Annotated in this window: 23 protein-coding genes and 2 pseudogenes; 15 read left to right on the forward strand and 10 right to left on the reverse strand. The window is 64.9% G+C overall.

Features of this window, described 5'->3' with window-relative positions:
* Window positions 1-978, reverse strand: coding sequence for a hypothetical protein (locus AC1RNN_RS13450; RefSeq protein ID WP_493089612.1), 978 nt, complete (start codon window positions 976-978; stop codon window positions 1-3).
* A gap of 147 nt (window positions 979-1,125) precedes the next feature.
* Here AC1RNN_RS13450 and AC1RNN_RS13455 point away from each other — a divergent pair, with 147 nt between their 5' ends.
* The 8 genes and pseudogenes from AC1RNN_RS13455 to AC1RNN_RS13490 form a co-directional block, all read left to right on the forward strand.
* Complete coding sequence (locus tag AC1RNN_RS13455) at window positions 1,126-1,728, forward strand: TetR/AcrR family transcriptional regulator (protein ID WP_493089611.1); 603 nt, start codon at window positions 1,126-1,128, stop codon at window positions 1,726-1,728.
* 210 nt (window positions 1,729-1,938) lie between these two features.
* Complete coding sequence (locus AC1RNN_RS13460) at window positions 1,939-2,853, forward strand: alpha/beta fold hydrolase (protein WP_493089610.1); 915 nt, start codon at window positions 1,939-1,941, stop codon at window positions 2,851-2,853.
* Between the two features lie 141 nt (window positions 2,854-2,994).
* The gene (locus AC1RNN_RS13465; protein ID WP_493089609.1) at window positions 2,995-4,347 is read left to right on the forward strand and encodes an NAD(P)-dependent oxidoreductase; all 1,353 of its coding nucleotides are present in this window, start codon (window positions 2,995-2,997) and stop codon (window positions 4,345-4,347) included.
* 30 nt (window positions 4,348-4,377) lie between these two features.
* Window positions 4,378-5,685, forward strand: coding sequence for an NAD-dependent dihydropyrimidine dehydrogenase subunit PreA (preA, locus tag AC1RNN_RS13470; RefSeq protein ID WP_493089608.1), 1,308 nt, complete (start codon window positions 4,378-4,380; stop codon window positions 5,683-5,685).
* A 75-nt stretch (window positions 5,686-5,760) separates the two neighbouring features.
* Complete coding sequence (gene hydA, locus AC1RNN_RS13475) at window positions 5,761-7,203, forward strand: dihydropyrimidinase (RefSeq protein WP_493089607.1); 1,443 nt, start codon at window positions 5,761-5,763, stop codon at window positions 7,201-7,203.
* A gap of 28 nt (window positions 7,204-7,231) precedes the next feature.
* The gene (locus tag AC1RNN_RS13480; protein ID WP_493089606.1) at window positions 7,232-8,491 is read left to right on the forward strand and encodes a Zn-dependent hydrolase; all 1,260 of its coding nucleotides are present in this window, start codon (window positions 7,232-7,234) and stop codon (window positions 8,489-8,491) included.
* A 610-nt stretch (window positions 8,492-9,101) separates the two neighbouring features.
* Window positions 9,102-9,359: pseudogene (locus AC1RNN_RS13485) on the forward strand (IS21 family transposase); the annotation flags it as partial.
* Window positions 9,352-9,462: pseudogene (locus tag AC1RNN_RS13490) on the forward strand (ATP-binding protein); the annotation flags it as partial. The pseudogenes AC1RNN_RS13485 and AC1RNN_RS13490, both read left to right, overlap by 8 nt.
* A 262-nt stretch (window positions 9,463-9,724) precedes the next feature.
* Here the strand turns inward: AC1RNN_RS13490 and add are convergent.
* The 3 genes from add to AC1RNN_RS13505 are packed head-to-tail and all read right to left on the reverse strand — an operon-like array spanning window position 9,725 to window position 12,451.
* Window positions 9,725-10,738: an adenosine deaminase gene (gene add / locus AC1RNN_RS13495; RefSeq protein WP_493089605.1), complete on the reverse strand. Its 1,014-nt coding sequence runs from the start codon at window positions 10,736-10,738 to the stop codon at window positions 9,725-9,727.
* Window positions 10,739-10,778: 40 nt separating this feature from the next.
* Window positions 10,779-11,795 carry an NAD-dependent epimerase/dehydratase family protein gene (locus AC1RNN_RS13500; RefSeq protein ID WP_493089604.1) on the reverse strand — a complete coding sequence of 339 codons (1,017 nt, stop codon included), beginning with the start codon at window positions 11,793-11,795 and terminating at the stop codon, window positions 10,779-10,781.
* 50 nt (window positions 11,796-11,845) lie between these two features.
* Window positions 11,846-12,451 carry an ester cyclase gene (locus tag AC1RNN_RS13505; protein WP_493089603.1) on the reverse strand — a complete coding sequence of 202 codons (606 nt, stop codon included), beginning with the start codon at window positions 12,449-12,451 and terminating at the stop codon, window positions 11,846-11,848.
* Between the two features lie 172 nt (window positions 12,452-12,623).
* Between AC1RNN_RS13505 and AC1RNN_RS13510 the strand changes: the two genes are divergently transcribed.
* Entirely contained in the window at window positions 12,624-13,526 is a 903-nt protein-coding gene (locus tag AC1RNN_RS13510) for a LysR family transcriptional regulator (protein WP_493089602.1), read from the forward strand.
* Complete coding sequence (locus tag AC1RNN_RS13515) at window positions 13,526-14,128, forward strand: tRNA-uridine aminocarboxypropyltransferase (protein WP_493089601.1); 603 nt, start codon at window positions 13,526-13,528, stop codon at window positions 14,126-14,128. The genes AC1RNN_RS13510 and AC1RNN_RS13515 overlap by 1 nt, the downstream gene beginning before the upstream one ends.
* On the opposite strand, the gene AC1RNN_RS13520 is transcribed toward AC1RNN_RS13515, so the two are convergent.
* From AC1RNN_RS13520 to AC1RNN_RS13530, 3 genes are all read right to left on the reverse strand, one after another.
* Window positions 14,112-14,786 (reverse strand): hypothetical protein, encoded by a 675-nt coding sequence (locus AC1RNN_RS13520; RefSeq protein ID WP_493089600.1) that lies wholly within the window; start codon window positions 14,784-14,786, stop codon window positions 14,112-14,114. The genes AC1RNN_RS13515 and AC1RNN_RS13520 overlap by 17 nt on opposite strands.
* Window positions 14,786-15,772, reverse strand: a complete 987-nt coding sequence (locus AC1RNN_RS13525) for an MYG1 family protein (RefSeq protein WP_493089599.1) — start codon at window positions 15,770-15,772, stop codon at window positions 14,786-14,788. The genes AC1RNN_RS13520 and AC1RNN_RS13525 overlap by 1 nt, the downstream gene beginning before the upstream one ends.
* A gap of 146 nt (window positions 15,773-15,918) precedes the next feature.
* Entirely contained in the window at window positions 15,919-17,112 is a 1,194-nt protein-coding gene (locus AC1RNN_RS13530) for a YbfB/YjiJ family MFS transporter (RefSeq protein ID WP_493089598.1), read from the reverse strand.
* Window positions 17,113-17,240: 128 nt separating this feature from the next.
* Here AC1RNN_RS13530 and AC1RNN_RS13535 point away from each other — a divergent pair, with 128 nt between their 5' ends.
* From AC1RNN_RS13535 to AC1RNN_RS13545, 3 genes are read left to right on the forward strand one after another with little or no spacing between them, the layout of a single operon-like run.
* Entirely contained in the window at window positions 17,241-17,510 is a 270-nt protein-coding gene (locus AC1RNN_RS13535; RefSeq protein WP_493089597.1) for a TFIIB-type zinc ribbon-containing protein, read from the forward strand.
* Between the two features lie 23 nt (window positions 17,511-17,533).
* On the forward strand, window positions 17,534-18,289 hold the full coding sequence (locus tag AC1RNN_RS13540) for a TerC family protein (protein WP_493089596.1): 756 nt from the start codon (window positions 17,534-17,536) through the stop codon (window positions 18,287-18,289).
* Between the two features lie 47 nt (window positions 18,290-18,336).
* The gene (locus tag AC1RNN_RS13545; protein WP_493089595.1) at window positions 18,337-18,942 is read left to right on the forward strand and encodes a glutathione peroxidase; all 606 of its coding nucleotides are present in this window, start codon (window positions 18,337-18,339) and stop codon (window positions 18,940-18,942) included.
* Here the strand turns inward: AC1RNN_RS13545 and AC1RNN_RS13550 are convergent.
* Window positions 18,911-19,852, reverse strand: a complete 942-nt coding sequence (locus tag AC1RNN_RS13550; RefSeq protein ID WP_493089594.1) for a DMT family transporter — start codon at window positions 19,850-19,852, stop codon at window positions 18,911-18,913. The genes AC1RNN_RS13545 and AC1RNN_RS13550 overlap by 32 nt on opposite strands.
* A 92-nt stretch (window positions 19,853-19,944) precedes the next feature.
* Between AC1RNN_RS13550 and AC1RNN_RS13555 the strand changes: the two genes are divergently transcribed.
* The gene (locus AC1RNN_RS13555; protein WP_493089593.1) at window positions 19,945-20,751 is read left to right on the forward strand and encodes an AraC family ligand binding domain-containing protein; all 807 of its coding nucleotides are present in this window, start codon (window positions 19,945-19,947) and stop codon (window positions 20,749-20,751) included.
* A 62-nt stretch (window positions 20,752-20,813) separates the two neighbouring features.
* On the opposite strand, the gene AC1RNN_RS13560 is transcribed toward AC1RNN_RS13555, so the two are convergent.
* Window positions 20,814-22,238 (reverse strand): aminotransferase-like domain-containing protein, encoded by a 1,425-nt coding sequence (locus AC1RNN_RS13560; RefSeq protein ID WP_493089592.1) that lies wholly within the window; start codon window positions 22,236-22,238, stop codon window positions 20,814-20,816.
* A gap of 88 nt (window positions 22,239-22,326) precedes the next feature.
* On the opposite strand from AC1RNN_RS13560, the gene AC1RNN_RS13565 reads away from it, so the two are divergent.
* The gene (locus AC1RNN_RS13565; protein ID WP_493089591.1) at window positions 22,327-23,586 is read left to right on the forward strand and encodes a benzoate/H(+) symporter BenE family transporter; all 1,260 of its coding nucleotides are present in this window, start codon (window positions 22,327-22,329) and stop codon (window positions 23,584-23,586) included.
* 93 nt (window positions 23,587-23,679) lie between these two features.
* On the opposite strand, the gene AC1RNN_RS13570 is transcribed toward AC1RNN_RS13565, so the two are convergent.
* Window positions 23,680-24,636 carry an AraC family transcriptional regulator gene (locus AC1RNN_RS13570; protein WP_493089590.1) on the reverse strand — a complete coding sequence of 319 codons (957 nt, stop codon included), beginning with the start codon at window positions 24,634-24,636 and terminating at the stop codon, window positions 23,680-23,682.
* Window positions 24,637-24,643: the final 7 nt, after the last annotated feature.

Genomic DNA, 24,643 nt, shown 5'->3' on the forward strand with positions numbered 1-24,643 from the left:
TCAGGGCTGGTGCACGATCACCGGCTGAATGTTGAACAGGTGGGCGCTGCCGGGCTCCACCCCCACCTTGACCCAATGCAGGCTCGGACTGCCAAAGGTCTGCAGGCGCGTCAGGTTGGGCAACAGCTTGGAGGGGCTGTACAGCGGCTTGTCCACCTTGAAGTAGTGGGTGTCGCCATGCACAAAGAGTACTTGACCTTTGTAGTTTTCGGTCTGCTTGATCACGGCAGCCATGAAGTTGCGGTACCCGCTGTACTGGGGTAGCAGGCTTTCGTTGTTGTCCTCGGTCTCGGGCAAGTCGAAGCCGGGGTCCGCCTGCAACACCAACACTATTCCGTCGGCGTTCTCGGACTTGGCCTGGGCGAAGGTGGATTCCAGCCACTGGATGTTGGCAGCGTCGCGCTCCAGGTACTCGGCATTGGAGGCGTCGCATTGCGCGGCGTTGCGGGCACTCTTGGCGGTGCATTCTTGGGCGCTCATGATCACGTTGTTGTTGCTGCCAGGCACATTGAGACCGGCAAACACCACGGGGCCATAGCGGAAGCGGATGTTTTCCACATACTTTTCCCCCAGCTTGCCCTGGTGCTCCAATGGCAGGGTGGTCTGACCCAAGCTGTTGAGCGTGGGAAACATCGCCTTACGCAGATGCGCCAGCCGCTCCAGCGCGTCAAAGCCGCCGTTGTTGCTGCGGTGGCAGTCGGTCCATTCGTTGTCACCAGGCACATAGACCACGGGCTTCTTCATGCTGCCAAACATGGCCAGTGCATCCGTGTAGATATCGTCTGTGCACTTGGAGCTGCCGTCCTTGATATCGCCGTCATAGAGCGAAAACGCCACATCGGAGGCATTGATGCTGGCCAGTACCGCAGGCAGCTTGGCATCGTCACCCGCCTTTTTGTAAGGCATGTCACCCCACAGCCCGAAAGTGAACGTGGAACGCTGGGCGCCGGGGGCCGTGGCGCATGCAGTCAGACTCATTGCAAGGGCCAAGGCACAGAATGAACGGAAGGACATGGCGAATCTTTCAAAAGGATGGCAAAGCTTGGGACTGTCGCCAGGCTTCGTGACAGTGACGTGACATCGCGTTGACATTGCAATTTCGCACAGTTGTGCTAAAGTTGCGACATGGATGCCAAAACCTTTAAAAGCGAGCTGACCCGCGCCACCATCGTGGACGCGGCACTGCAGCTCGCCGCTGACGAGGGCCTGGAAGCCATCAACCTGCAAGTGGTGGCGGACCGAGCCGGCCTGTCCAAGAGCGGCGTGTTTTCCCGCGTGGGTTCGCGCGAGGCCCTGCAAAAGGCGGTCATCGAGGAATATGGCCGCCGCTTTCTGGCCGATGTGTTTGTGCCAGCCATGCAGGCGCCCAAGGGCCTGCCCCGCCTGGACGGCATCGCCCAGCGCTGGATCACCCGCGTGCATCAGGTGGAAGTGCACTCGGGCTGCCTCTACACCGCCGGCGCCTTTGAGCTGGACGACCGCGAGGGCGAGCTTCGTGAAGTCCTGCTGCAAGAAGTGACGCGCTGGCGCGCCGCGCTGCGCCGCACCGTGCTGCAGGCCGTGGAAGCTGGGCACCTGCGCGCCGACACCGACCCCGGTCTGCTGGTGTCCGAACTCAACGGCGCCATCATGGTGCTACTGCACGACGTGCGCTTTCTGCGCGACCCCCACGCCGCCCAACGCGCCCAGGCCACCTGGCAGCGCATTCTGGCCAGCTACCGCATCTGAAGTTTTGCCATGTCCACCCCGTCCCTTCGTTTGACTCAATTTCGCACGACTGTGCGAAGAAAGGAAGCCACATGTTGATCTCTGCCCTGCCCCTGCTCGCCATTGCTGCCGTCCTCTACGTGCGCGCCCGTCTGCGCGACATCCTGCAGGCCCTGCCGCGCAGCAATGCCGACAGCGTTCTCTTCTAAGTTCCCACCACCGGAGCCTGCCATGACCAGCACCGCCCTAAAAGCCACGTCCGATTTCTACGCCAGTAACCCTGCCACCCGCGTGCTGCGCCTGGCCCTTGGGGCCGCCCAGCGCTTTTGGCCCGCACTGGGGCTACGCCTGGCCTACCGCCTGTTTGGCACCCCGCTGCCCCCGCGCTGGCTGCGCCGCGACCGCCCCTGGCCCGGCCACTGGACGCAGGAGCGCTGGGCCTTTGAAGACGCCAGCCTCACGCTGCACCACCCCCTGCGCCACCCCGCCGCACCGGAAAAGAGCGCACCAGCCGAGAACACGTGCGTGCTGCTGGTGCATGGTTGGGGTGGCCACGCAGCCCAGATGCTGCCGCTGGCGCAGGCCCTGATCGTCCAGGGGCTGCGGCCGGTGCTGCTGGATTTGCCTGCCCACGGCCGCAACGCGGGCAGGGTGAGCAACCTGCCGCAGTTCGCCCGCGCTATCGAATACACCCTGGCACGCCTGGCGCAGCAGGGGCATACCGTGCAGGGCGTGGTGGCGCACTCGCTGGCCGCCAACGGCCTGGCGTTTGCGGCCGCACGCGGCCTGCCCACCGAGCGCCTGGTGCTGCTGGCGCCGCCCGCCTCTCCGCGCGAGTACACACGCCTGTTCGCCCAGGTGTTTGGCCTGCACGAGCCCATGCGCGCCGCCCTGCAGCGGCGCATCGAGGCGCGTGAGGGCATCGTCATGGCGCAGTTCGAACCCGACGCCAGCGGCCCGCGCATCACCCAGCCCACACTGGTGGTGCACGACCGGGGTGACCGCATCAACCGCTTTGCCGACGGCACCACTTTTGCCAACGCCATCCCCAACGCACAGCTGCTGGCCACCGAAGGCCTGGGGCACACCCGCCTGTTGCGCGATGCCGTGGTGACGCAGGCCGTGGCCGACTTCCTAACCAGATAACGGTCGCATTCGGGCCTGTTGCGGCAAACCGGAGCAGGCTGCGGGGTTCCGGGCAAACCCCTAGTTACAGCGTGGCACGTGGATTGCTAGCATGCAACTCATGACTTGACCAAACGGTCAGTTTTTAAAGGAGTTGCCCGCGTGTCCACCCCCAACACATCCTTTGTCGACGTCCGAGTCGGCCGCCTCAGCAGCGAGGAATACGCCGCCCGTTTCGCCGACGCCACCCCACGCTTCACGCCTTCACAGGCCTTGCTGGAAGCCGAGCGCTGCCTCTACTGCTACGACGCGCCCTGCGCCACAGCCTGCCCCACCAGCATCGACGTGCCCTCCTTCATTCGCCGCATTGGCGATGGCAACCTGCGTGGTGCAGCGCGCACCATTCTGGAGAGCAACCCGCTGGGCGGCATGTGCGCCCGCGTCTGCCCCACCGAGAACCTGTGCGAGGCCGTCTGCGTGCGCAACACGCAGGAAGACCGCCCCGTGGCCATCGGCCGCCTGCAGCGCCACGCGGTGGACGCACTGATGGAAAGCGACAAGCCGCAAATCTTTACCCGCGCCCCCTCCACCGGCAAAAAGGTGGCCGTGGTGGGCGCCGGCCCCGCGGGCCTGGCCTGTGCCTACACGCTGGCGCGTGAGGGGCACGACGTGGTGGTGTTTGACGCCAAGCCCAAGGCCGGTGGCCTGAACGAATATGGCTTGGCCAGCTACAAAACGCCCGGTGACTTTGCCCAGCGTGAAGTGCAATGGCTGCTGGAGATTGGTGGCATCACCATCCAGAACAACTGGAAGCTGGAAACCGTGGCCCAGCTGGATGCGCTGCGCAAGGACTACGCGGCGGTGTTCCTTGGCATGGGCCTGGCCACCACCCAGGCGCTCGGCGTTACCGGCGAAAGCCTGCAAGGCGTGCAAGACGCGGTGGACTTCATTGCCACCTTGCGCCAGACCGAAGACAAATCCACCCTGCCGGTAGGCCGCCGCGTGGTGGTCATCGGCGGCGGCATGACCGCCGTGGACGCCGCCGTGCAAAGCAAGCTGCTGGGTTCTGAGGAGGTACACATGGTCTACCGCCGTGGGCCCGAGAGCCTGTCCGCCTCCAAGGCCGAACAGGAATGGGCGCAAACCAATGGCGTCACCATCCACCACTGGCTCGCGCCCGTGGAGGTGCTGGGTGACAGCGGCCACGTCAAGGGCATCACCTTTGCCCGCCAAGCCTTGGTGGACGGCAAGCTGCAAGCCACCGGCCAGACCGAGACCTTTGCCGCAGACACCGTGCTCAAGGCCATTGGCCAGAAGCTGGGCAACCCGGTGCTGGCAGAAGCCGGCCTGACCCTGAGCGGCGGAAAGATTGCCACCGACGAAGCAGGCACCACCAACCTCAAGGGCGTCTGGGCCGGTGGTGACTGCCGCGCCGGCGGGCTGGACCTGACCGTCGAAGCCGTGGAACACGGCAAGCAATCCGCCCTCGCCATCCACGCCGCAATCAGCGCCTGAACGCCGCGCGCCCCTATCTGGAGAATCACCATGGCCAATCTGGAAACCACCTTCTGCGGCGTCAAGAGCCCCAACCCTTTCTGGCTCGCCTCCGCCCCGCCTACCGACAAGGCCTACAACGTCAACCGCGCGTTTGAAGCGGGCTGGGGCGGCGTAGTCTGGAAGACCTTGGGCGAAGCCGGCCCACCGGTCGTCAACGTCAACGGCCCGCGCTACGGCGCCCTGCTGTCCAACGACCGCCGCCTCATGGGCTTCAACAACATCGAGCTCATCACCGACCGCGACCTGGAACTGAACCTGCGCGAGATCACCGAAGTAAAGCGCAACTGGGCCGACCGCGCGATGATCGTGTCCCTCATGGTGCCCTGCGAGGAGAAAAGCTGGAAAGCCATCCTGCCCCGCGTGGAAGACACCGGCGCGGACGCCATCGAGCTCAACTTCGGTTGCCCCCACGGCATGAGCGAGCGCGGCATGGGTGCCGCCGTGGGCCAAGTGCCCGAATACATCGAGATGGTCACCGCCTGGTGCAAGCAGTACAGCAAGCTGCCCGTCATCGTGAAGCTCACGCCCAACATCACCGACATCCGCAAGCCCGCCCAGGCGGCCAAGCGCGGCGGGGCCGACGCGGTGAGCCTCATCAACACCATCAACTCCATCATGGGCGTGGACCCCTACACGCTCACCATGTCGCCCAGCACCGGTGGCAAGGGCAGCCACGGCGGCTACTGCGGCCCGGCGGTGAAGCCGATTGCGCTGAACATGGTGGCCGAAATCGCCCGCGACCCCGCCACCGCCGGCATGCCCATTTCCGGCATTGGCGGCATTGGCAACTGGCGCGACGCGCTGGACTTCATCGCCCTGGGCTCCGGCACCGTGCAGGTCTGCACCGCCGCCATGGTCTACGGCTTCAAGATCGTGCAGGAAATGGAAAGCGGCCTGTCCGACTACATGGACGAAATGGGCTTCAAGAGCGTGAGCGAGATCGTGGGCAAGGCGGTGCCCACCGTGTCCGACTGGCGCTACCTGAACCTGAACCACATCAGCAAGGCCGTCATCAACCAGGACAGCTGCATCCAGTGTGGCCGCTGCCACATTGCCTGCGAAGACACCAGCCACCAGGCCATCACCAACATGAAGGACGGCAAGCGCTTCTTCGAGGTGAAGGAAGACGAATGCGTGGGCTGCAACCTGTGCGTGACCGTGTGCCCCGTGCCGAACACTATTTCCCTGCGCGACCTGGCACCCGGCGAAAAAGACTTGCGCACTGGCAGCCTGGTGAGCGATAAACATGCGGATTGGACCACCCACCCCAATAACCCCATGCGCCAGGCCGCCTGAGCTGGCGTTTATGCATCAAATCAGCCTCTAGCCCCCGTATCCATTGCGCAAGCAGCTACGTTTTTAGGAGCATTTATGACCAGCATTCTGATCAAAGGCGGCACCGTGGTGAACGCCGACCGCGCCTTTCGCGCCGATGTGATCACCCAGGACGGCAAGATCGTCGCCGTCGGCGAGAACCTGACGGCCCCGGCCGGCGCCACCACGGTGGACGCGGGCGGCCAGTACGTCATGCCCGGCGGCATTGACCCGCACACCCACATGCAGCTGCCCTTCATGGGCACGGTGACCATGGACGACTTCTACACCGGCACCGCGGCCGGGCTGGCGGGCGGCAACACCACCATCATCGACTTCGTCATCCCTGATCCGCAAGAGAACATCATGGACGCCTACCGCAAGTGGCGCGGCTGGGCCGAGAAGTCGGCGTCCGATTACACCTTCCACGTCGCCATCACCTGGTGGAGCGAACAGGTGCGCCAGGACATGGGTACGCTGGTGCAGCAAGAGGGCGTGAACAGCTTCAAGCACTTCATGGCCTACAAGAACGCCATCATGTGCGACGACGAAACGCTGGTGAACAGCTTCAAGCGCGCGCTGGAACTGGGCGCCATGCCCACCGTGCACGCCGAGAACGGTGAGCTGGTTTACCTGCTGCAGAAAACGGTGTCCGAGATGGGCATCAAGGGCCCCGAAGGCCACCCGCTCTCCCGCCCGCCCATGGTGGAAGCCGAAGCCGCCAACCGCGCCATTGCCATTGCCGACGTGCTGAACGTGCCCATCTACGTGGTGCACGTGAGCTGCGTGGAAGCGGCCGAGGCCATTGCCCGCGCCCGCGCACGCGGCCAGCGCGTGTACGGCGAAGTGCTGGCCGGCCACCTGGTGCTGGACGACAGCGTCTACCGCCACCCCGACTTTGCCACCGCCGCCGCCCACGTCATGAGCCCGCCCTTCCGCCCCAAGGGCAATAGCGAATTCCTGTGGCGCGGCCTGCAGAGCGGCAACCTGCACACCACCGCCACCGACCACTGCACCTTCTGCGCAGCGCAGAAGGCCGCGGGCAAGGACGACTTCACCAAGATCCCCAACGGCTGCGGCGGCGTGGAAGAGCGCCTGGCCGTGATCTGGGACGAAGGCGTGAATACCGGCCGCCTGACGCCCAGCGAGTTTGTAGCGGTGACGTCTGCCAACACCGCCAAGCTGTTCAACATCTACCCGCAAAAGGGCAGCGTGTCCGTGGGCGCCGATGCCGACCTGGTGGTGTGGGACCCCGCCGGCACCAAAACCCTGTCGGTCAAGACGCAGCACAGCAAAGGTGACTTCAACATCTTCGAAGGCCGCCAGGTGAAGGGCATCCCCAGCCACACCATCAGCCAGGGTGAGCTGGTCTATGTGCAGGGCGACCTGCGCGCTGTGAAGGGCAAGGGCCGCTACCTGAAGCGCCCCGCCTTCAACGACAACTTCTCCGCCAGCCGCCTGCGCGCCGAGACGCTGGCGCCCACCGCCGTAAAGCGTTAAACCAAAGCTAAGCCCGAAGGACACCACCATGACCACCGCAACCGCCATCGATATCGACAAGGTCCGCATCAACGGCGAGCGCCTCTGGGCCTCGCTCATGGAGCTGGCGCAGATTGGCGCCACGCCCAAGGGCGGCGTGTGCCGCCTGACGCTGACCGACCTGGACAAGCAGGGCCGCGACCTGGTGCTGGGCTGGGCACGCGATGCCGGCATGACCATCACCATCGACAAGATCGGCAACGGCTTCATGCGCCGCGCGGGTCGCAACAACAGCCTGCCGCCCATCATGACCGGCAGCCACATCGACACCCAGCCCACCGGTGGCAAGTTCGACGGCAACTACGGCGTGCTGGCCGGCATCGAGGTGGTGCGCACCTTGAACGACCTGGGCATTGAGACCGAAGCCCCCATCGAAGTGGCCTTCTGGACCAACGAAGAAGGCTCGCGTTTTGTGCCGGTGATGATGGGTTCGGGCGTGTTTGCCAAAGCCTTCACGCTGGAGCATGCGTATGCCGCGACGGACACCGAAGGCAAGACCGTGAAGGGCGAGCTGGAGCGCATTGGCTACATCGGCACGCAGGAGCCCGGCGACCACCCGATTGGCGCGTACTTCGAGACGCACATCGAACAAGGCCCGGTGCTGGAAGACAACGACGTGACCATTGGCGTGGTCAGCGGTGTGCTGGGCATCCGCTGGTTTGACTGCACCGTGACCGGCATGGAAGCACACGCCGGCCCCACACCCATGGCGCTGCGCAAGGATTCGCTCTTGGCCGCCACGCGCATCATGCAAGACGTGGTGGCAGCAGCACACCGCCACCCGCCGCACGGCCGCGGCACCGTGGGCATGGTGCAGGTGTTCCCCAACAGCCGCAACGTGATCCCCGGCCGCGTGAAGTTCAGCATCGACCTGCGCAACGCCACAGACGCATTGGTGGACCAGATGGCCGACGAGGTGAAAGCCTTTGCCGCCAAGGTGGGCCAGGAGCACGGTGTGGACGTGAAGATTGAAATGGTGTCCAGCTACAACGCGATTGCTTTCCACGACAACTGCGTGGACGCCGTGGGCCGCGCCGCCAAGAAGCTGGGCTACTCCAACATGCCCGCCGTCTCAGGCGCCGGCCACGACGCCGTCTACATGGCCAAACTGGCCCCCGCCGGCATGATCTTCATCCCCTGTAAGGACGGCATCAGCCATAACGAGATTGAGGACGCGAAGCCGGAGCACATCACCGCGGGGTGCAATGTGTTGCTGCACGCGATGTTGGAGAGGGCTGGGGTGGTTTGATTGGTCTTCGGAGGAGAGATATGAGGCTTATTGGCCTCTAGCCCCCGTATTCATTGCGCAAGAAGCTCCTGATTTGGTAGCAAATCAGGAGCTGTTTTGTTTTTGATCGCATCATCACTCGTTTGGGGGAAGACAGTGGACGAGTATCTACGTACTATCATTTTCTAGCGCTACCTATTCAATCGAATAGTTTGCGCCGGGAGGACCACTATCAAATGCAGAACATCCTAAGCTTCGCTCGAGTTCACAAGTCAATTACCAGTCTAGAAAACGTAACGCTTCCAAGCTTTGTGGTTCTTACTGGAGTAAACGGGTCCGGAAAGACTCACCTATTGACAGCAATTAAGGAAGGGCTTGTCACTTCTTCACTAGTTACTGATTTGACTAACCACGTACGCTTATTTGATTCAACAAATATCGTTCCGACCGACACGGGAATATTTGATCCAGCGCATGATCAAACTCGGCGATCACAATGGTTTCAGACCATTCAAGCCCACAGAGTGTTGATTTCCGTTGAAAACTGATCCACTTCGAGCAGTTATTTCCGCCCAAATTTGATCCACGTTGGCCCTACCCTGCTAGTTTTTAAAGCAGGGGGAATTTAGGAGTGATAGACGTGGCGACATTGAATGTCATCAGGCGTTGGGCACTACGGGAACAAATGTCCATCCGCGAGATTTCCAGGCGTACAGGCCTGGCTCGCAACACCGTAAAGAAGTACCTCAGCTCAGAGGAAATTGAGCCTAGCTACCCCAGGCGGGTCAGCCCAAAGAAGCTGGATTCCTATGCCGAAAAGCTAACTAGCTGGCTGGAATTGGAGGCAACAAAATCTCGGAAACAGCGGCGCAATCTGAAGCAGATCTACACATCATATCCTTGAAACTGGAAACGACAGCTATCGATTCAAAAACAGCACTGCAAAGGCTGAACCCAAAAAGGAGAAGATCAAGAACTTATCCACAACGTGAGCACTTTGTGCATATAAATCGTGTGGATCAAAATTGGGTGGAAAGCTCGGGTCAAGCTTCAACGCAATTCAACACTAAAAAGATCTCGAGTTGCCGCTTTTATGAGAGCCATGCTCTATCTGTTCCACAGTCACCCACGTGGCCAAGGCAATGTTGGTTAAGACGTATGAAACGCATGTTTTTAAGGACAAGGGATCGAAGCTATCGACGGTGAAGAAATCCGTGCCCAGACCATAAACCGCAGGCTTTAAGTGCATTTACTTCACCAGACGTTCAACTTCTCCAGTAGTCCAGCCTTCACATCCTCCCCCGCAAAACTAGCCTCAATAGAAGTCCTCGCTACCTCCCGCGTCACTTCATCCGTCCACCCAAACGCCTGCCGGCACAGCGCGTACTCCCCCACCAGACTCGCACCCAGCAGCGCCGGGTCATCAGTGTTGAGCGAGACACGCACACCCGCCTGCCGCAGCCGCTCGATGGGGTGCGCCTCGATAGACGGATACACCCCCAGCACCAGATTCGACGTGGGGCACACGCCCAACGGGATCTGCCGGTCTGCCAGCATTTGCACCAGCGCCGGGTCTTCGATGGCGCGCACGCCGTGGTCGATGCGGTCGGCGCCCAGCAGGTCCACGGCGTCCCACACGCCCTCGGGCCCGCTGGATTCGCCCGCATGCACAGTGCGGCGCAGGCCGGCGTTGGCGGCCTTGCGGAAGGCTTCGGCAAACCGGGGCCCGGTGCGGCCGGCGGTGGCTTCGTTGCCGTCTACCGACAGAGCCACCACGCGCGGGTGGCGCAGGGTGGTGAGGGTGTCCACCAGCGCAATGGCCGCGTCGGCCGACTGCGTGCGCAGCAGGCTGACGCACAGGCCCACACCGGGCAGGCCATCTTGCTCCGCTGCGCTAAAGCCCGCGTGGATGGCGTCGAGCATGGGGCCCAGGCGGCCGTGCCAGGCGTGCCAGTGGGTGGGGTTGAAGATGACATCGGCATAGCCCGTGCCATTGGCCGCCAGGCGCTGGCTGAGGCCGTAGCTCAGTTCCACCAGGCGGTCTTGCGTGCGGGCCAGGCCGCAGGCCAGATCGAGGAAGCCCAGAAAGTCCGCCAGGCCGGAGAACTTGAACAAATCCTCCTGCGGGCGCGGCAGGGCGACGCCTTCGCTGCGCGCCCATTGGGCGATGAGCGCGGCCTCAAAGCAGCCCTCCAGGTGCAGGTGCACCTCGGCTTTGGGCAGGGCGATGAGGCGGGCGTGTTCGGGGGATGGTGTGGGCAGGGGCATGGCCCGATTCTCGGCCCATGGCGCCAGCGCCGCATACGGCTCAGGCCATAGAGGCCATGCGCTCCGTCGCAGCTTGCGGCTGCAGGCAGCCCATGCCCACCAGCGCCGCCTCTACCGCCTCGTCCAGCGCGGTATGTGGCTCGCGGCCCAGTGTGGCCACCAGCATGGCGTTGTCCATGCGCACGGGCTCGTTCCACAGGTAGCGCATCTCACGCAGCTCGCGCAGCGTGGGCACAAAGGGCGAGGCCAGGGCCAGCAGCCACCAGGGCAGCGCGCGCAGGGTAGGCTGGGCACCACCGCGGCGCACGACGACGCGGCGGATGGACTCGGCCATCTGCGTGCCATCGGCGTCCCAGTGGCCGGCCATGTGGAAGCTGGCAAAGGGCGCCAGCGTGTCGCGGCGCTGCAGCAGTTCAACCATGGTGCGCGCCACATCGGGCAGGTAAGACCACTGGTGGCCCACGCCGGGTGCACCGGGCAGGGCAATGGATGTGACCGGCTGGCCGGGCTTGAGGATGCCTTGCGAGAACCAGCTGTTGCCCAGGCGCGGGCCAAAGAAGTCGCCCGCGCGCACCACGATGACCTGGCAGCCCTGGCCGCTGGCTTCTTGCAGGCGGCGCTCCATCTCCACGCGGATCAGGCCTTTGCGGGTCACCGGCTCTTGCGCGGAATCTTCTTTCAACACCGGGAAGGCGCTGGGGCCGTAGTTGTAGACGGTGCCGGGCAGCACGATGGTGGCGCCCACCGCCTTGGCGGCGGCGATGGTGTTGTCCACCATGGGCAGCACCAGCTCGCCCCAGCGGCGGTAGCCGGGCGGGTTGACGGCGTGCACGATGACGGAGCAACCCTGCGCCGCGGCCATGACGTCGGCGCGGTTCATGGCGTCGCCGCGCATCCAGACCATGCCGTCGCGCCGCTCCATTTGCTGGTCGCCGCCGCGGCGCAGTGCGCGCACGGTCCAGCCCGCATCGCGCAGTTGGCGCGCCACTTCACCCCCCACGCCACCCGTGGCGCCCAATACCAATGCTGTGGTGTTTTTGATTCTGTTGTTGTCCATGTTGAAGCTCCTTGTGAGAAGAATGGTTCTGCTGCGTGAAGCTGCTTCGCTTACTTGGCAACTGTTACGGGGGGTTGGCCGAACTTCAGTTGCATGAGCAGGTCGCCAGTGTCAGCGTTGAGCCAGTAGTCCTTCACCTTCCCGCTCTCGATACGAAGGGTGTCGGTACCGGTGAATCGCAGCGGTGTGCCAACCGCGGCATGGGCGCCAGGGATGCCTCCCCGATAGCGACCCTCAGCCACCCACCGGAGCACTGCAAAGTCGCCGTCCACAATGGGACCCACTTGCACCGTGAAGTGAAGGTCACTAAAGAGCCCGTGGCTTTGCGAAACCCAGCTTGCCAGGCCCAAAGGGCCACTGATCGCCGTGTCAGGTCGACCGTCGAGCAAGGTGGCATGCAGGGCAAAGTCAGGGGCGATGATGGATTTGGCTAGTGCAAGGTCGCCATTCCAGAATGCCACCCATTGGGTGACTAGCGCATGGTGCGAGACAGTTGCCGGAGCAACTGTGTGCATGGGCACAATGGGCTTGGTGACTGCCGCGCCCGCGTCGGGGATGGCGCCAAAAGCTGACGTGAAGGTGGTGACGAACAACGCAGTCGCTGCAATCTGGTTGAAGCGCAGGTGGGTATGTTTGTATTGAGTCAAAACAGTCATGGGAAACTCCTAAAGTCAAAGTAGAGGGTTGAGGATGTGGCTACTTCGCAGCCTCTTGACCAGTCCCTATTGGTTTTTGTACTGACCTGCCTTGCTGCGATGGGATGAAGTTTGGAAGGGCGCGGGTTAATAAGCAATTGACCAACATGCACCAGCAGCCATACATTTATGTATGACTACCGAGAACCACACCGAGATTGGCTGGGAGCTGTACCGCTCGTATTTGGGCGTGCTGGAAGAGGGCTCGCTCTCGGGCGCGGCCCGCGCCATGGGTATTGCCCAACCCACCGTGGGGCGCCACATTGACGCGCTGGAGAAGGCCCTGGGCGTGGCGCTGTTCACCCGCTCACAAACCGGGCTGCTACCGACCGAAGCGGCGCTGGCACTGCAGCCCTTTGCCCAAAGCATGAGCAGCTCGGCCGCCGCACTCAAACGCGCGGCCGAGAGCCAGGGAAGCGGCATCCGGGGAACGGTGCGCATCACCGCCAGCGAGGTGATGGGCGTGGAGGTGCTGCCGCCCATGTTGGCGCAGTTGCAGGAGACCTACCCTGACCTGAAGGTGGAACTGGTGTTGACCAACCGCGTGCAGGACCTGCTACAGCGCGAGGCCGACATTGCAGTGCGCATGACGCCCCCCAAACAGGAACAGCTGATTGCCCGCCGGATTGGACAGGTGCACCTGGGATTTCATGCGCACCCCAGCTACCTGCAGCGGCGCGGAACGCCGCAGACACTGGACGACCTGGCGCAGCACGCGCTAATTGGCTTTGACGAAGAAAGCGCTTTCGTGCGCGCAGCCCGCAAGGGCATGACGCTTTGGCAGCGCGAGGCCTTTGCGCTGCGCACTGACAACGATGTGGCCCAGCTCGCACTAATCCGGGCCGGCTGCGGCATTGGGGTCTGCCAGAGCCTGCTGGCCCGGCGCGACCCGCACCTGGTGCACCTCTTGCCGGACAGCTTCACCCTGAGCCTGGAGACCTGGCTGACCATGCACGAGGACTTGCGCAACACGCCGCGCTGCAAGGTGACCTTTGAGGCGCTGTTGAAAGGCTTGCAGGAATACATGGAAGCGTGATGGGCCGCCCCATCTGCCCGCGCTGCCTGCGCCCGCTGGCAAGCTGTATCTGCGGCTTCATCACGCCCACGGCCACCGCCTGCGAGGTGCTGGTGCTGCAACATCCGATGGAAGAGCACCACGCCAAGAACAGCGCACGCCTACTGCACCTGAGCCTGCCCGGCAGCCGACTGGTGGTGGGCGAAGCGTGGGACAACGCAGCGTTGCAAGCGCTGATGCCCGATGACAAAACCACCGTGCTGCTGTACCCGCCCACCGACTATGCAGGCCATGCGGTGCCCGACGCGCTGGATGTGGAACGGCTGGGCGATCTGCACACGCTGCGGCTGGTGGTGCTGGATGCCACCTGGCGCAAGAGCCGCAAGATGCTGCACCAGAGCCCCGCGCTACAGCGCTTGCCGCGGCTGGCGTTGACCGAAGTACCCGAGAGCCGCTACGCCATCCGCAAGGCGCACACGCCGGGGCAGCTGTCTACCCTGGAAGCCACCTGCGCTGCGCTGGCGCAGCTGGAAGGCAACGCAGCACGCTGGCAGCCGCTGCTGCAGGCCTTTGACGGTTTTGTGGCGCAGCAGAAGGCCCGCGTGCCTAGACCTTGCGCATGAACTTGAATATCAGGATCCAGAAACTCAGGATGAGGCTGGCGACGGGGAACTGCAGCGCGGTGGGCATGAAGTAGATGACCAGCACGCCCGGGCCCCACACGCACCACACCGCGATGATGACGGGCAGGTAGCGCTGGGTCCAGAAGTCCAGCGTGCCGAAGTAGCGCAGCGTGCTCGTGCGAAAGCCCTCGTCCTTCCAGAGGAAGACGCCCACCATGATGAAGTTGGACACCGGCGAGTAGACGAACTGGTCGAACAGCATCTTCTTGATGATGGTGGCCGCATCGTTGCCACTGCCGAACAGGGCAACCTGCACCTCATACAGCACCTGCACCGACATGCCGATGAGGCCGAACACCACGATGGCAAAGGCCATGTCTTTGACGATGGTGCGCGGCACCGGCTGGCGCAGCACGGCCCAGGCCAGCAGCTCGGGCACCAGCACGGCAAAGGCGGCATAAGTGACAAAGGAGCCGGTGTAGCCCCAGGCTAGCTTGAGTTCGCCCCACTGGCGCAGCCCGCTTTCCACGGCGGGGCTGAGCAGGTAAGCCAGCAAGAGCAGCACCAACCCACACCAGAGCACCAGCCCCGGCTTCATGTTGGCCAGCACCGCCGTGCGGACCTGCTGCAGGGCCGTGGGTTTCTGGTCGGCCCGCATCAGGCCGCGCTCGCTGCGCGGTGGGCCAGGGCCAGTTCGGCCAGCTTGACCGCGCCCTCAAAGCTGCGGGCGCCGCCAATGAAGAGGTTGAGGTGGCAGAACACGCTGTCCGCCACGCCGCTCACGGCGGCCAACTCGGCATCGCGCAGGCCGGCCCAGGCTTCGGGCAGGTCCATGCGCGCGGTGAAGGAACCGGCCTCTACCGGCACGGTCTTGATCTGGTACTGGTTGCCGTCGGAGTCGGGGTAGATGACGAACATCACCTCGGGCATCTCGTGCACCACCACATGCGTCCAGGGCATGCCACCCTCTTGCAGGTGCAGCACACGGCCGCCCAGCAGGCGCGGCGCGTTGCGCACGGTGTCCATGGCGCGCAGCTGGGCCACCTTCTTGCTGATGGCGTGGTCGAGGAACTTGCGCGTGATGGCAATGGCTTCGCGAAAGCGGGTTTCCAGCAGTGCGGCCTTGGCTGCCAGGTCCAGGCCCTGCTCTTCGAGCCAGTGGGTGTTGAGCTGGGCGATGAGGCTAGAGAGGCCAAAGATGCCGGGCGAGACATCGCCCTGGCCGGTGTCCACGATGTCGAGGTATTGCACCAGCGAGTGGTCAATGGAGCGCACGATTTCTGCCACGGCCGCGTCGTCCAGCGTCTGGCCCGCGTTGGCAGCCCAGGCTTTCACATAGGCCGTGCCAAAGGCGGACCAGACCAGGCCCGCACTGGCGTAGCCCACGCCGGGTTTGGTGGTGCCGTCCAGCTCTTGCGCGGGGCGCGCGCCGTCAAAGCCGCGTTGGTGGTGGTCAAAGCGGCCACGTGCAGCGTCCCAGCTGCCGCCCACGTCAACGGCGAAGTCGGCGGCGTCAATGAGTTCCTGCTTGCGGGTGCGGATCAGGGTGTGCGATGGGAACACGCCCATCAGGATGCCCACGCCAAAAACGTCATCGGCGTGGAAAGTGCCACTGTGCGTGGCGATGGTGGGGTGGAGAGACATGTCGCAATTTTAAAGTCAAACGGGCTTCCAGCCCTCGATGTCCGTGCGCGAGCAGCTACTACTTTGATAGCAAAAAACTGCGACCGATATCACTCTGGCGAAGCCCCCCCGGGGGCGGGTCCGCTAGCGCAGCTTGAGCACGCCGATCAGCGCAGCGGATAACGCCGGACCAGACCGTAGTACAGCGCCACACCGAGCAGCAGGCTGGCCGCCGCGGTTTCCAGCGAGAGCGCAAAGCCCTGCGCCGTGCTGGGACTGCGCGCCAGCAGCCAGGCCACCCAGGGCGGGCCGGCAATCTGGCCCAAGCCATAGACGGCCGTCAGCAGGCCAATAAAGGCCGAGGCGCCTTGCGGCCGCAGGCGCCGCACTTCCTGCATCGCAAACAAGGTGATGGCGGTGAACGGCAGGCCGATGAGCAGGCTGCCCAGCGCAAACCCGGCCAGGCTGGGCCACCACACGCCCAGCAGCACACCGGCGGCCTGCAGCGCGTAGCAGGCCATGAGCAGGTGGCGCCGGTCCCAGTGCGCGGGGAAGCGGATGGTCAGCAGCGCGCCCAGCCCCACGCCCACACCAAACAGCGGCCAGAACAGGTCCAACCACAGGGACTGGGGCAGCGCCTGGCGCGCAATCACCGGCAAAAAGGTGGCGGTGATGATGTAGCCAAAGCCGGCCAGCCCGTAGGCCACCGCCAGCACCGCCATGGCACTACCGCCCGCGGCATGGGACGCCACGGCGGGCGCAGCCGGCGGTACCGTGCCCTGCAACTGGCGCCAGAGCAGCATGGTCAGCAGCAAGGCCAAGGCGGCCATCGCCATCCACCCAGTAGCTGCGGATTGCCCATTGGCCACCAGGGCCGTCGCGGCCAGCCCGGTGACTGCGATGCCTAGCCCCGGGCCGACAAAGATGACGCCGGAGAGTTGTGGCGCCCCCAGCGCAGCCAACCGCGCCAGGCACCAGCCCGAGGTGTAGACAAAGACCAGCGCACTGGCCACTCCGGCCAGAAACCGCCACAGCGGCCACAGCGCCGGCCAGTGCAGGGCCATACCCAGCGTCAACACCACGGTGAGCACCAGCCCGAGACGCATGGCTTGGGTGTGCACCACCGGACGCAGCGCGGGCCAGCGCGACCAGAGCCAGGGCTGCAGCGCGCAGGCCATGGCGCCCAGCCAGTAGCCGATGTAGTTGGCCGTGGCCAGCCAGCTGGCGCCCGGCAGGTCAATGACACCGTCGTGCAGCATCATGGGCAAGAGGGGGGTGAAGGCGAAACGGCCAATTCCCATGGCCACGGCCAGGGACACCATGCCGGCCAGGGCAATGGCGATCGGTTTTTGAACAGGCATGCCTGCATTGTGCAAGTGCCAGTCGCAGCCAAGCATGCCACCTTACGCACCCAAGTCCCCGCAAATGCTGGGGTTGAGACCGCGCCTACTACCATGCGCCGCCCACAAAATGGATAAAGGACCGCGCCATGCAATGCCCCCAATGCAAGACCACCACCTTGGTAATGAGCGAACGCCAGGGCGTGGAGATCGACTACTGCCCCAGTTGCCGCGGCGTCTGGCTGGACCGTGGCGAGCTCGACAAGCTGATTGAACGTAGCGCAGGCGCGCCGGCGGTGGTACAACCCAGCCACCAGCCGTCCCCGCGCCGCCCTGACTTTGCCGATTCCGACTACCACCGCCACAGTGGTTACAGCCAACGCAAGCCGAAGTCGTGGCTGAGCGAGATTTTTGACTAACCCGCACCACGAAAGACACGACCATGGAATTTCTGACCGACCCGAATGTCTGGATCGCGTTCGCGATGCTGACCGCCCTCGAAATCGTGCTGGGTATCGACAACATCATCTTCATCTCCATCCTGGTGGGCCGCCTGCCGCCCGATGTGCGTGACAAGGCGCGCCGCCTGGGCCTGGGCTTTGCCATGGCCTCGCGCCTCTTGCTGCTGTTCTCGTTGAGCTGGGTGATGGGCCTGACCAACGACCTATTCAGCATCGCCGGCCACGGCTTCAGCGGGCGCGACCTGGTGCTGCTACTGGGCGGCCTGTTCCTGCTGTACAAGGCCTCGCACGAGATCTTTGTGGAAGTGGAAGCCCGCGAGGAAGACGCACCACCCGCCACCGACGAGAAAGCCGTGAAGGCCGCCGGCGCCAAGCTGTTCTGGGCCGTGATTGCACAGATCGCCGTCATCGACATCGTGTTCTCGCTGGACTCCGTCATCACCGCCGTGGGCATGGTGGACCAGATCAGCGTGATGGTCGCCGCCGTGGTGGCCTCCGTGGGCGTGATGCTGGTGGCCGCCAAGCCGATTGGCGAATTCGTGGACCGCCACCCCTCCGTCAAGGTGCTGGCCCTGGCCTTCCTGGTGATGGTGGGCATGGCGCTGACCGCCGAAGCCTTCGACCAGGAAATCCCCAAAGGCTACCTGTATGCGGCCATGGCCTTCTCGCTAGCGGTGGAAGCGCTCAACATCCGCGCCCGCGGCAAGCGCCAGGCACTCAAGGCAGGCGCACAATAGGCACCTGCCCGCGCGCGGCCTGACGCGCAACCCTAAGGAGCCACACCATGTCCCGCTTCGCTGCTGCATCCCTCACGTTGCTGCCGGGCCTGGTGCTGGCCTTGGGGCTAGCCCCGGCTTTGGCTGCCCCGCCGGCCAAAGAGCCGCCAGCCACGGCAGGCGGCGCATGCCCAGCCGTGCTGCAGCACCAGTTCCCCCGCCTGCAGGACGATGCACCCCAGAACCTGTGCCAGTACGCGGGCAAGGTGGTGCTGGTGGTCAACACCGCCAGCTACTGCGGGTTCACACCGCAGTACGAAGGGCTGGAAGCGCTGTACGCCAAGTACCAGGCCAAGGGCTTGGTGATCCTGGGTTTTCCGTCGAACGACTTTGGGCAGCAGGAGCCCGGTTCGGCCAAGGAGATTGCAGACCTCTGCTTCAACACCTACGGCGTGAAGTTCCCGATGTTCGAGAAGACCGTGGTCTCGGGCAAGCAGGCCAACCCGCTCTACCAGATGCTGATCAAGGCCACGGGCACCACACCCAAGTGGAACTTCTACAAGTACCTGATTGACCGGCGTGGCAACGTGGTCTCCAGCTACAACAGCATGGTGACGCCGGGCTCCTCCAGCCTGACTGGGGCTATTGAGCGGGCGTTGGCCGAGAAGTCCTGAAGCGGATGGGCCACAGGCCCTTGCCCGCACTGACCAACACGATGCCCAACAGCACGGGCACGGCACCCAACACAAAGCTAGCTTCTATGGGTTCGTCCAGCAAGAGCGCGCCGGCCACGATGCCGAACAGCGGTGTCATGAAGGAGAACACGCCAAGACGCGTCGCCAGGTAGTGGCGCAACAGCCAGAACCAGACCAGAAAGCTTGCAAAAGAGACCACCAGCGTGTGGAAGGCCAGGTTGGCCCAGACCCGCGGCGTGGGCACAAAGTGGGCCTGGCCGGTGAACAGCGCCGCGCACAGCAGTAGCACGCAGGCGCAGACCAGTTGGTAGAGCAAGGTTTGCGTAGCCGGCGCGCTGGAGAGGCGCGAGCAACGCACCACCATGGTCGTGGCACCCCAAGCCATGCCGCCCATCAGGCCCAGCAAATCGCCCCATAGCATGTTGCCGGGCGCCGGCGCGCCCGACTGGCTGCGGCCGAAGAAGGCAATGGCGATGCCGCAGAACGCCAGGCCAATGCCCAGCCACTGCACCGGGCCCAGGCGCTCGGCGGGCAGGCGCCAGTGCAGGCCCAGCGCGGCGAAGATGGGCGCGGTGTAGAGAAAGACCACCATGTGCGAGGCGCTGGTGTGGTGCAGGCCTTCACCCACCAGCATGAATTCCAGCCCGAACAGCAGGCCCACCACGAGGCCAGGTTTCCAGCTGCCGTCGTGCAGGCCCAGGCGCTCGCCGCGCCACAGCATCAGCAGCCAGACTAGGAAAGCGGCCACGCCGGAGCGCAGGCCGATGAGGAAGATGGGCGCGATCTCGTTGGCCGTGGCCTTGAGCGTGACCTGCTGCAGCGCCCAGAGCGCGCACAGCACCAGCATGCAGCCGATGGCTTGGGAATCCAGGGGTTTACGGGTGTCCATGGGTCGATTATTGGATTGACGGTTTTCATTGATATAGTGAAATCCAGACAAGCCATACGCCAAAGCCGACAAACGCACGCTGCCCCTCCACCATGCCCATCCTGCGCCCCAAACTGGAAGTCCCCATCAGCAGCCCCGGCCTGCCCGCGCCGCTGATGTTTCGCAGCGCCTGGGTGCCGGCCGAGGGCATTTACCCGCTGCACCAGCACGCCTGGGGCGAGTTCGTCTACTCCTTCAGCGGCGTGATGGAGGTGAAGGCGGCGGAGCAACACTTTCTGGCACCGCCGCAGTACGGCCTGTGGCTGCCGCCCGACCTGAAGCATGTGGGCCTGAACCGCAAGGAGGCACACCACTGCTCGCTGTACGTGAACCGTGCGCTGTGCGGCGCCCTGCCCGCCCAACCCTGCGCGCTGACAGTAAGCCCGCTGGTGCGCGCCCTGCTGGACCACCTGCGCCAGTTGCCCGCCGGCGCACCCAACTGCCCCGAGGACACGCGCCTGCTGCAGGTGCTGCTGGACCAGTTGGTTCAAGCCCCGTGCACTGGCAGCTACCTGCCCAATTCGGAAGACCCGCAGCTGGGCGCCGTACTGCGCCTGCTGGAGGCCAACCCGGGCGACAACCGCTCCCTGCCCGAGCTGGCGCAAGCGGTGCACAGCACTGAACGCACGCTGATGCGGCGCAGCCAGCGCGACCTGGGCATGTCGCTAGCCGAATGGCGCCAGCGCCTGCGTGTGGTGCGCGCCATGCCGCTGCTGGAGGCGGGGCAGACGGTGGAGACGATTGCGCTGGACCTGGGCTACGGCAGCGCCTCGGCCTTCATCACCATGTTCAAGCGCCTCATGGGCAGCACACCCGATGAATTCCGCCGCGGGGACACCAGCAATCGCATTGCGGCATAGAACGGCCTCCAGCCCCTGTTAACAGTGCGCGAGCTGCTATTGATTTAGTAGCAATTGCAGCGTCAGGCCAGCGCCCGCGCCAGCGCGCCCAGCTTTTTCATGCCCTGCTCCATCTCGCGGCCCCAGGGCCGGGCGATGTTCAGGCGCAGGCAGTGGCGGAACTTGGGCGTATTGGAAAACATGGAACCCGGCGTGAACGCGATGCCCTGGGCCACCGCATGGCGCAGCAGCTGCAGGCTGTCCACCTGGGGCGGCAGCGCCATCCACAGCCACCAGCCGCCGGCGGGGCTGATGAGTTCGGTGCCTGCCGGAAAGTGCTGGGCCACGGCCTGGCGCGCCAGCGGCACGTTGGCCGCCAGGCGCTCGCGCAGCTTGCGCAGGTGCTGCGGCAGCCCACCCGACTGCAGGTAGGCCGCCAGCACCGCCTGTTCCCACAGCGGCGTGACCAGAGAGCTGCTGAGCTTGAGCGACTCCAGGTGGGCGTGGTAGCGCCCCCCGGCCACCCAGCCCAGGCGCAGGCCGGGCGCCACGCTCTTGCTGCAGGAGCCGCAGTAGATGACGCGGCCCTGCCGGTCCCAGGCCTTGATGGGCGGGCGGCGCTCCTGCGTGTGCGAGAGCTCGCCAAACACGTCGTCCTCGATGATGGCCAGGTTGTGCTGCTCGGCCAGGCGCAGCAGGCGGCGCTTGGCGCGTTCGTCCATGGCGCTGCCCAGCGGGTTCTGGAAGTTGGGCATGGCCACGATGGCGCGCACGCCGGTCTGGTGTTCCAGCGCGTACTCCAGCGCCTCCAGGCTCAGGCCGCTGCCCGGCACGCAAGGCACCTCAATAGCCTTCATGCCCAAGTTCTCCAGCATCTGCAGCAGGCCAAAGTACACCGGCGATTCAACGATGACCGCATCGCCCGCGCGGGCCACGGCGCGCAGCGCCACGCTCAGCGCCTCGGTGCTGCCGTGGGTGATGAGCAGGTCGGCCGGCTGCAGCTCCACGCCGGCATCGGCCAGCCAGGGCAGCAGCGCGGCCTTGAGCGCGGGCAGGCCGGTGCCCGTGGGGTAGGTGCCCAGCAGCTCGGGCTGGGTGCGCAGCACGCGCTGGCCCAGTTTGGCCAAGGCATCGCAGGGGTACCACGCGGGCGCGGCGCTGGCCAGGTGCAGGCCCAGCTGCAGCGGCTGGGCGGTCAGCGAGTACAGCTCGGTCATGCGGTGCTGCAGGGAGGCCAGCTTGTCGAACTCCACCGGCGGCGCGACTTCGGCCATGGGCCGGGTGCTGCGGCGCGCCTTCCAGTCGGCCACGTACATGCCCGACTTGGAGCGCGCCTCCACCAGGCCCTGCGTCTCCAGGTGACGGTAGCAGCGCACCACCGTGGCCACGCTCACGCCCTGGTCCTGCGCCATGCTGCGCACCGAGGGCAGACGTTCGCCACAGGCGTACTGCCCGGCCTCGATGGCGGCGCGCAGCTGCTGTGCCAGGGTTTGGTAACTGTGTTGCATGACAGATGGAAATTTTTTGAATCTGTGCAGCATACGCCAGGGCTGTGCTGTGTGCCACTGGCGGCGGCCCGCGGCCTACAGTGGCCGCATGTCCTCCTTGCCCTCTTCCCCCTCTTCTTCCGCCCCGCCGCTGGCGGCCCGCCTGTGGCCGCAGCTGGTGGATCTGTTCCCTGCCGTGCTGGCCGGCGTGATTGCCACGCTGATCTCCTACGCCGGGCCCATGCTCATCGTGTTGCAGGCCGGGCAGGCGGGTCACCTCACGCCGGCCCAGCTCAGCTCCTGGGTCTGGGCCATCTCCATCGGTGCGGGCCTATGCGGGCTGTGGATTAGCTGGCGCACGCGCATGCCCATCATCTGCGCCTGGAACACACCCGGCGCCGCCCTGCTGGTGGGCGCGCTGGCCACTGTGCCCTATGACCAGGCCATAGGCGCCTACCTGCTGGCGGCGCTGGCCATGTGGCTGGTGGGCGCGACGGGCGTGTTCGAGCGCCTGCTGGCCGTGGTGCCCAAGAGCCTGTGCGCGGCCATGCTGGCCGGCATCCTGCTGCGCTTTGGCCTGCAGGTGTTCAGCGTGGCCGGTGGCACTGACCCCAGTGCGGCCTGGCTAGTGGGCAGCATGTTCGCGGCCTACCTGCTGTTCAAGCGCCAGTCGGCGCGCTACGCGGTGGTGCTGACGCTGATCACCGGCGTGGCCCTGTGGCAGCTGCTGGGCTGGGGCCAGGCGGCTGTGCCGGCGGGCGAAGCCCTGACCGCCGGCCTGCAACTCACGCTGCCGGTCTGGACCACGCCTGCCTTCTCCATGGCAGCCGTCGTCAGCGTGGGCTTGCCGCTGCTGGTGCTGTGCCTGACCGGGCAGCAACTGCCTGGCGTGGCCGTGCTGCGCGCTGCGCACTACCAGGCCCCGACCAGCCAGCTGGTGGCCGGCACCGGCCTGGCCAGTGTGCTGATGGCGCCCTTTGGCGCGCACGGCGTGAACCTGGCCGCCATCACCGCCGCCATCTGCACCGGCACGGAGGCGCACCGCCTGCCCGAGCGGCGCTGGGTGGCGGGCGTGGCCTGTGGAGTCTGCTATCTGGTGATTGGCAGTTTTGCAGGTTCGCTGTGCTACGCCTTTGTGCACCTGCCGCCAGCCCTGGTGAGTACAGTGGCGGGACTGGCGCTGCTGGGTGCCATCCAGGGCGGCCTGGTCAATGCGCTGGCCGAACCGGCCGAACGCGAAGCCGCGCTGGTGACTTTTCTGGTAACCGCCTCCAACGCCAGCCTGCTGGGCCTGGGCTCGGCCTGCTGGGGCATTGTGCTGGGGGTACTGACCTATCTGGCGCTGCGGCCGCGCAAAGCCACGGCCTGACGTCGAAGAAAGGGCAATTTGCCGCCGGGCCGCCCCAAGGCAAATTAGCCCTCTCGGGGGGCAGCGACCCGCGTAGCGGTGGAGCGTGGGGGCTTAAGCTGTCGCGCCGCCAAAGCGGCTCTCGGCCTGCTTGCGGAATTCGGACGGCGTCATGCCCTTGAGTTCGAGGAAACGGCGGTTGAAGTTGGCCACGTTGTTGAAGCCCACGTCGTAGCAGATGTTGGTGACGTAACGGTCCGAACTCATCAGCAGCTGGCAGGCGCGGTTGATGCGCACGCGGTTCACGAAGTCGGTGTAGGTGTTGCCAGTGGCACGGCGGAAGAAACGCGAGAAGCGGCTCTCGCTCATGGCAAGCTCGGCCGCCACTTCAGCGGCGGTCTGCGAGTGCGAAGGGTTCTCGGTGATGCGGTTGACGATGGTGTTGATCTGGTCCAACTCGGCATCGTTTTCCACCCCACGCATCTGCACATTGGAGAGCAGACGGTAGTCGGTGCAACGGGCCAGGTCGGTCATGAAATCGCAGAAGGCCGCCAGGCGCTTGAGCCCGCGCGAGGCCTTGACCGCATGCCATTGAGTCTGGGCCCGCTCGGAGATGCCGAAGAACTCGATGCCATGGCGCGCGCGCTCCAGCAAGGGCAGCATCTCGGCAAACTCGGGAATGCTTTGGCAAGCCTGCTCCAGCGGCTCGTGGCGGAACTGGATCACCAAGTCGCGCCGGTCCACTCCTTCTTCGGGCACGTCCAGCGAAATCCAGTTGTGCGGCAGACGCGGACCGCAAAGCACCAGGTGGCCGGGCTCGAAGGGACCAATCCAGTCGCCCACGAACACCTTGCCCGAGGTGGCGGTGATCAGGTGCAGCTCGTACTCATCGTGGCAATGCCAGCGTGCCAGCGGCGTGGGGTAGCCGTGGTCTAGGCAGCGGATGAAGCCCACCTCGTCCGTGGGCTCGTAGCCCAGGGACGGGTTGCGGTTGTAGTCGGCTTCCAGTTCAGGCGCGCGGTGGCGGCTGACCGGGTGGCCCAGTGTGGCGTGGGAAGTGTGGGGTGCCATGGCAAGG

Source organism: Rhodoferax sp. GW822-FHT02D07 (genome assembly GCF_058802405.1).

What these genes read in the sequence shown, in the direction of transcription:
- AC1RNN_RS13550 (WP_493089594.1), bottom strand. Translation starts at nt 19,852, where the DNA reads ATGGACACCCGTAAACCCCTGGATTCCCAAGCCATCGGCTGCATGCTG.
- AC1RNN_RS13530 (WP_493089598.1), bottom strand. Translation starts at nt 17,112, where the DNA reads ATGCCTGTTCAAAAACCGATCGCCATTGCCCTGGCCGGCATGGTGTCC.
- AC1RNN_RS13565 (WP_493089591.1), top strand. Translation starts at nt 22,327, where the DNA reads ATGTCCTCCTTGCCCTCTTCCCCCTCTTCTTCCGCCCCGCCGCTGGCG.
- AC1RNN_RS13525 (WP_493089599.1), bottom strand. Translation starts at nt 15,772, where the DNA reads ATGTCTCTCCACCCCACCATCGCCACGCACAGTGGCACTTTCCACGCC.
- AC1RNN_RS13545 (WP_493089595.1), top strand. Translation starts at nt 18,337, where the DNA reads ATGTCCCGCTTCGCTGCTGCATCCCTCACGTTGCTGCCGGGCCTGGTG.
- AC1RNN_RS13460 (WP_493089610.1), top strand. Translation starts at nt 1,939, where the DNA reads ATGACCAGCACCGCCCTAAAAGCCACGTCCGATTTCTACGCCAGTAAC.
- AC1RNN_RS13535 (WP_493089597.1), top strand. Translation starts at nt 17,241, where the DNA reads ATGCAATGCCCCCAATGCAAGACCACCACCTTGGTAATGAGCGAACGC.
- preA (WP_493089608.1), top strand. Translation starts at nt 4,378, where the DNA reads ATGGCCAATCTGGAAACCACCTTCTGCGGCGTCAAGAGCCCCAACCCT.
- hydA (WP_493089607.1), top strand. Translation starts at nt 5,761, where the DNA reads ATGACCAGCATTCTGATCAAAGGCGGCACCGTGGTGAACGCCGACCGC.
- AC1RNN_RS13570 (WP_493089590.1), bottom strand. Translation starts at nt 24,636, where the DNA reads ATGGCACCCCACACTTCCCACGCCACACTGGGCCACCCGGTCAGCCGC.
- AC1RNN_RS13455 (WP_493089611.1), top strand. Translation starts at nt 1,126, where the DNA reads ATGGATGCCAAAACCTTTAAAAGCGAGCTGACCCGCGCCACCATCGTG.
- add (WP_493089605.1), bottom strand. Translation starts at nt 10,738, where the DNA reads ATGCCCCTGCCCACACCATCCCCCGAACACGCCCGCCTCATCGCCCTG.
- AC1RNN_RS13560 (WP_493089592.1), bottom strand. Translation starts at nt 22,238, where the DNA reads ATGCAACACAGTTACCAAACCCTGGCACAGCAGCTGCGCGCCGCCATC.
- AC1RNN_RS13520 (WP_493089600.1), bottom strand. Translation starts at nt 14,786, where the DNA reads ATGCGGGCCGACCAGAAACCCACGGCCCTGCAGCAGGTCCGCACGGCG.
- AC1RNN_RS13500 (WP_493089604.1), bottom strand. Translation starts at nt 11,795, where the DNA reads ATGGACAACAACAGAATCAAAAACACCACAGCATTGGTATTGGGCGCC.
- AC1RNN_RS13480 (WP_493089606.1), top strand. Translation starts at nt 7,232, where the DNA reads ATGACCACCGCAACCGCCATCGATATCGACAAGGTCCGCATCAACGGC.
- AC1RNN_RS13505 (WP_493089603.1), bottom strand. Translation starts at nt 12,451, where the DNA reads ATGACTGTTTTGACTCAATACAAACATACCCACCTGCGCTTCAACCAG.
- AC1RNN_RS13515 (WP_493089601.1), top strand. Translation starts at nt 13,526, where the DNA reads ATGGGCCGCCCCATCTGCCCGCGCTGCCTGCGCCCGCTGGCAAGCTGT.
- AC1RNN_RS13450 (WP_493089612.1), bottom strand. Translation starts at nt 978, where the DNA reads ATGAGTCTGACTGCATGCGCCACGGCCCCCGGCGCCCAGCGTTCCACG.
- AC1RNN_RS13510 (WP_493089602.1), top strand. Translation starts at nt 12,624, where the DNA reads ATGACTACCGAGAACCACACCGAGATTGGCTGGGAGCTGTACCGCTCG.
- AC1RNN_RS13540 (WP_493089596.1), top strand. Translation starts at nt 17,534, where the DNA reads ATGGAATTTCTGACCGACCCGAATGTCTGGATCGCGTTCGCGATGCTG.
- AC1RNN_RS13555 (WP_493089593.1), top strand. Translation starts at nt 19,945, where the DNA reads ATGCCCATCCTGCGCCCCAAACTGGAAGTCCCCATCAGCAGCCCCGGC.